The sequence below is a fragment of the Bacillus sp. GMs2/2 genome, assembly GCF_050172095.1.
GTDB lineage: Bacteria > Bacillota > Bacilli > Bacillales > Bacillaceae_G > Bacillus_A > Bacillus_A cereus.
In genome coordinates, this window is sequence record NZ_JBNLYE010000309.1 from 1 (window position 1) to 4,751 (window position 4,751).

A 4,751-nucleotide genomic window follows, 5' to 3' on the forward strand; every position below is an offset into this window, starting at 1 on the left:
AATGGTACATATGATAAATAAATTGAAAGAAAACATCGGATCTGTGTTTGTTGGGAAAGAAAATGTTATTGATCTACTGCTCGTTTCACTTCTTGCTGATGGACATGCACTACTCGAAGACGTGCCTGGTACTGGGAAAACGTTACTGGCGAAAACCATTTCCAAAAGTATTGGTGGTAGTTTTTCTCGCGTTCAATTCACCCCCGATGTACTTCCAAGTGATATAACAGGTATTGAATACTTCAACCCAAAAACAAGCGAATTCGAATTAAGAATTGGACCAGTTATGACAAACATTTTGCTGGCAGATGAAATTAACCGTGCAATGCCGAGAACGCAGTCGAGTTTGTTAGAAGCGATGGAAGAACGACAAGTGACGCTCGAAAAACAATCTACGCCTCTGCCGAAACCGTTCTTTGTTATTGCGACGCAAAACCCAATTGAATCACAAGGGACTTTCCCTCTTCCAGATGCACAGCTTGATCGCTTTTTAATGACGATTTCAATCGGTTATCCTACTCCTAAAGATGAGCTACAAATGATGCGACGTTTTCGGAACGATTTACCATTAGAAAGTGTCACATCTGTCATCTCATTAGAAGATATTTTAGAATCTCAAAAACGAGTAAAAGAAATATTTGTTTCGGAACCGTTAGAACATTACATTATTAAACTTGCTCATGCTACAAGAAATCATGATTATATCGCTAACGGTGTAAGCCCACGTGCCACATTAGCTTTAGTACGTGCTGTTCAAGCTTTAGCCTTTTTACGCGGGAGAGAATATTGCACACCAGAAGATATACAATTGTTAGTTACTTCTGTTTGGAATCACCGTATCGTCTTATCAATGGAAGGTGCATTACGTACGACAAAAAATGATATTATGAAAAGTATTTTAAAAGAAGTTGACGTACCTGTGGAGATTGAGCAAGCATGAATGGACAGCGTGTTGTAACTGTGCCTTTATTTTTTCAACTCCATATTATTCAACTAACCGTTCCAATCGCGTTACTTTTCACATTCTTTTTCCCGCAACGAATGCTTATGTTTCTCTTTTTCTTCTATTATATATTTGCGATTTTTATTTATAAATATGTCGCTTTCATAGAGAAGAAGTTTCAAATCATAAATGAGAAACAAACTACACGGCTTTTTCCTGAGGAATCTGGACAGTTTTTTATTCATCTAAAAAATGGAGCCAGCATACCGCTCGTTAATGGTGTTTGTTACTTTCATTTAAATTCGTCCCTTATACCGCATAAAGAGCAAGGCATTGAACAAATATCAAAAACATTATTCTCTTTCCCATTTTCACAACCCGCACATTCGGCACAAAAATGGGGTTTAACATTAACCGCAACGAAGCGTGGTGTGTTTCAAATTGAACAGTTTGAATGTGTATTAAAAGATCCATTTCATCTATTAACTGTACATTTACCTGTTTTTGATAAATTAAGGACTGAAATTATTGTGTATCCTTCTCCTAAAGAAGTAGCAGGTTTGCAAGAACTTCAGCAACTTTTGAATGGATTTTATCGAACGAATTTTTCTTTTTACAATGATGAAACATCTATTATCGGTGTAAAGCGATATGAGCGTGAGTCTTTCCGCTCTATTCATTGGAAGGCATCTGCTAAAATGCAACAATTACAAGCGAAGCAATATGAACCTGTAAAAAATTATAGTTGGACGATTTGTCTTTCTTTAGCTGCCGATCGTGGATTTGGTTGGAAAGATAATGTAGAAGAACTTATTTCATATGCAACATACATTTTCCAGTACACAACGAAGCACCACATTCCGTTTGAATTGTTTATTAGTGTATTAGCAGAAGGCGGTGCATTACATGTACCGTTAAATGAAGGACAAACACAATATGCAAAAGCTTTAGAAGAATTAGCCCGTATTTCAGATGATAGTACGTTACTTCCGAAACAAGGATTCCTTCATTATGTAAAGAGAAAGAGAGAACGATCGTCTACAATGATATACATTGGTTTACAAAGAAATGAACTCCCTCTTCTCTCGCAGCCAACGTTTCTCATTACTAGTGAAGGGATGGTGGAACCAGTTGAAAACTTGGCTATATCACATTCATGATTTCATTCTGCTCCTCCTGCTTTCATTATTAACAGAAAGAGATGAACTAATTAGTATTGCAATATTTTTAACAACAGGCTATATTGGAGTATTTCTTGTTCATAAATTTATGCAGAAAAAAACAACAGGATTTGTAATACTTTTAGTTCTTCAAATCGTTCTTTTCTCTTTATTTTTACCTTTTTCTCTTTTTGGCACAATCATATTACCACTATTTTTCTTTATCGTGCATGTGGTCGGACCTGGATATCCAGTTCAAAAATCTTTAGGTGGTATTGTATGGTTTGTCGTTTCAGTTATATTTTATGCACCCTTTCCACCGTTGTGGAAACTATTAATGTTAGCCTTGCATCTTATGATTACATTTTGGTTAACCGGGGCAAATCGCAAACAACAACTATTACGTTTTGCTTCTATCATTACGATTGGCTTAATGAGTATATTCATTGTTCAAGTATTTCCTTTCATTCGACTTATTTTTGGTTTTATAACGGAAGTAGTCGCATTAGGCGTCGGCTATGCTTTAATGCCATTAATTAAAGCAGCGGAATTAAAAGATACTGAAGATGTTTGGGCAAATAAAGGACATCTCTTAAAACCCAAAATTGAAGATGGGAAAAAAATTCCTGATTTTGATCCAATACTCATAAATAGCGCTACAATAATAGTCTGTACAGCTATCGCTATTTACGTGGTTTGGAAAATAGTAAAAAAACGAAAACATTTAAGTTTTCCAAATATGCCCGCCTTCGAATCTACTATCATTACTGATAAAGAAGGAATGAGCCAAAATCGTTTTAAACGAAATAAACCGCCACATAACGAAATTCGGAAGGAAATTTTCAAGCTAGAGAGTAAGTTAACCCCTCCTTTAAATAGAAAACGGGGAGAAACTGTTGAGACTTGGCTAGAAAGAATAAGCGATGAAGAAGATGTAAATATTCAAAGTGATATTATTATAGATGCTTATAATACTGTGCGTTATTCAAATGGTGCAAACACTGTACTTCTACATGAATTTAAGGAAGAGATTCATAAGCTTTATGCATATCAAAAAAGTTTGAAGAAACGAAAGAAATAACGTAACAAAAAGACTCCTATATTCATAGGAGTCTTTTTATACTTCTACGTTGCTTTTTAAATTGAAGCATTCTTCCCTGCTTCAATTTCTAATGACTCTTCATGCCACCAAAGTGTTTCTTCAGGATCTTCTTTAGCGATTTGGTGTGCTTCTTTTTTCGTTTCTACTGTAGGATATGAACCTTTTAGCGCACGCCCTGAAGTCGTAACGAATAGTACACTAAATACAACTAATCCAATAATACTTACACCTGCTAAATAAAATGCCGGTGCGAGCGGGTTACCAGTTGCATGAACTAAGTATGAACATACGAGCGGTGTTGTTCCACCGAATATCGATACAGAAATATTAAATGAGATCGAAAGTGCTCGATAACGTACATCAGTGAAAAAGAGTGATGGTAATAATGAAGGTAATGTTCCTTCATATACACTTAAGAAGAAACCTAGTACGAAAATACCTGCAAATATAGCTGCAATATGTCCGTTACCTATTAGTAAAAATGCTGGAATTGCAAATACAGTTAAACCAAGTAAACCAATTTGCACAACGCGTTTATTACCAATTTTATCACTTAATTTACCGAAATATAGTGCTAGTGGAATCATAAGTGCCATCGTAATAGAAATAATTAATAAGCCTGTTGTTTCTTCGACTTTAAGTACTTGAGTTAGATAAGAAGGAATATACGAAAGAATCATATAATTTGTAATATTAAAGAAGGCGACAATTACTGTGCTTAATAAGAAGTCTTTTTTGTGATATTTAATAATATCCATAAATGAAAATTGTTCATTGTCTTCAGATTCCTCTTGTGCTTTTTCCATCTCTTCAAAGATTGGAGATTCATCTAGATGACGGCGTAAGTATAAACCGACCAAACCAATTGGTGCAGCTATTAAGAATGGAATACGCCATCCCCAGCTGAGCATTTGCTCATCTGTTAACAATAACGTCAAAATGGTAACAATTACCGATGCAGCAATGTAACCTGAGAGTGTTCCAATTTCAAGACCACTACCGAGTATACCACGCTTTTTATCTGGAGAAGATTCTGCGATATAAACCATTGCTCCTGAATATTCGCCGCCTGTAGAGAAGCCTTGAATCATTCGGGCAACTAAAAGTAGTATTGGTGCCCATACACCAATTTGTTCATAGGTTGGTAGTAATGCGATGAATAATGTAGAAAGTGCCATTAAAATAATAGTAGTACTTAACACGATTTTTCGGCCGTACTTATCTCCTATTCTACCAAAGAATACACCTCCGATTGGTCGAACGAGAAAGGCTGCTGCAAATGTACCGAATGTAAGTACAAGTTGCAATCCACTATTATCAACACCTGAGAAGAATAATTGACTTAAAATTACCGCTAAATACGCGTATAATCCGAAGTCAAACCACTCCATTGCGTTCCCTATACCAGTAGCAATTACTGCTTTCCTGGCTTGTTTAGGATTGACAATATTAACGTCTTGAGGTTCAAAATTTAAATCATTATTTTGTTGCATATAATAAAACAGCTCCTTATTTAATTTAACTTCTTTAAGCACACCTTCTCTTA

General features: G+C 35.6%; 4 protein-coding genes. 3 read left to right on the top strand and 1 reads right to left on the bottom strand.

All coding sequences use genetic code 11. The features are described from left to right. The first annotated feature begins 10 nt into the window (after positions 1-10). Genes ACQGS6_RS23095 through ACQGS6_RS23105 form a run of 3 tightly spaced genes read left to right on the top strand, consistent with a single transcriptional unit; the run spans position 11 to position 3,184 of the window. A complete protein-coding gene (locus ACQGS6_RS23095) occupies positions 11-940 on the top strand; it encodes an AAA family ATPase (protein WP_426965665.1) in 930 nt (309 codons plus the stop codon). Then, entirely contained in the window at positions 937-2,103 is a 1,167-nt protein-coding gene (locus tag ACQGS6_RS23100) for a DUF58 domain-containing protein (RefSeq protein WP_001014390.1), read from the top strand. The genes ACQGS6_RS23095 and ACQGS6_RS23100 overlap by 4 nt, the downstream gene beginning before the upstream one ends. Beyond that, entirely contained in the window at positions 2,075-3,184 is a 1,110-nt protein-coding gene (locus ACQGS6_RS23105) for a DUF4018 domain-containing protein (protein WP_426965664.1), read from the top strand. Before ACQGS6_RS23100 ends, ACQGS6_RS23105 begins: the two co-directional genes overlap by 29 nt. A gap of 56 nt (positions 3,185-3,240) precedes the next feature. On the opposite strand, the gene ACQGS6_RS23110 is transcribed toward ACQGS6_RS23105, so the two are convergent. Then, positions 3,241-4,698 (bottom strand): MFS transporter, encoded by a 1,458-nt coding sequence (locus tag ACQGS6_RS23110; protein ID WP_001186926.1) that lies wholly within the window; start codon positions 4,696-4,698, stop codon positions 3,241-3,243. Positions 4,699-4,751 lie beyond the last annotated feature (53 nt).

Bases quoted from the DNA above. Each gene is read 5' to 3' on its own strand.
- ACQGS6_RS23095 (WP_426965665.1), top strand. From the start codon at position 11: ATGATAAATAAATTGAAAGAAAACATCGGATCTGTGTTTGTTGGGAAA.
- ACQGS6_RS23100 (WP_001014390.1), top strand. From the start codon at position 937: ATGAATGGACAGCGTGTTGTAACTGTGCCTTTATTTTTTCAACTCCAT.
- ACQGS6_RS23110 (WP_001186926.1), bottom strand. From the start codon at position 4,698: ATGCAACAAAATAATGATTTAAATTTTGAACCTCAAGACGTTAATATT.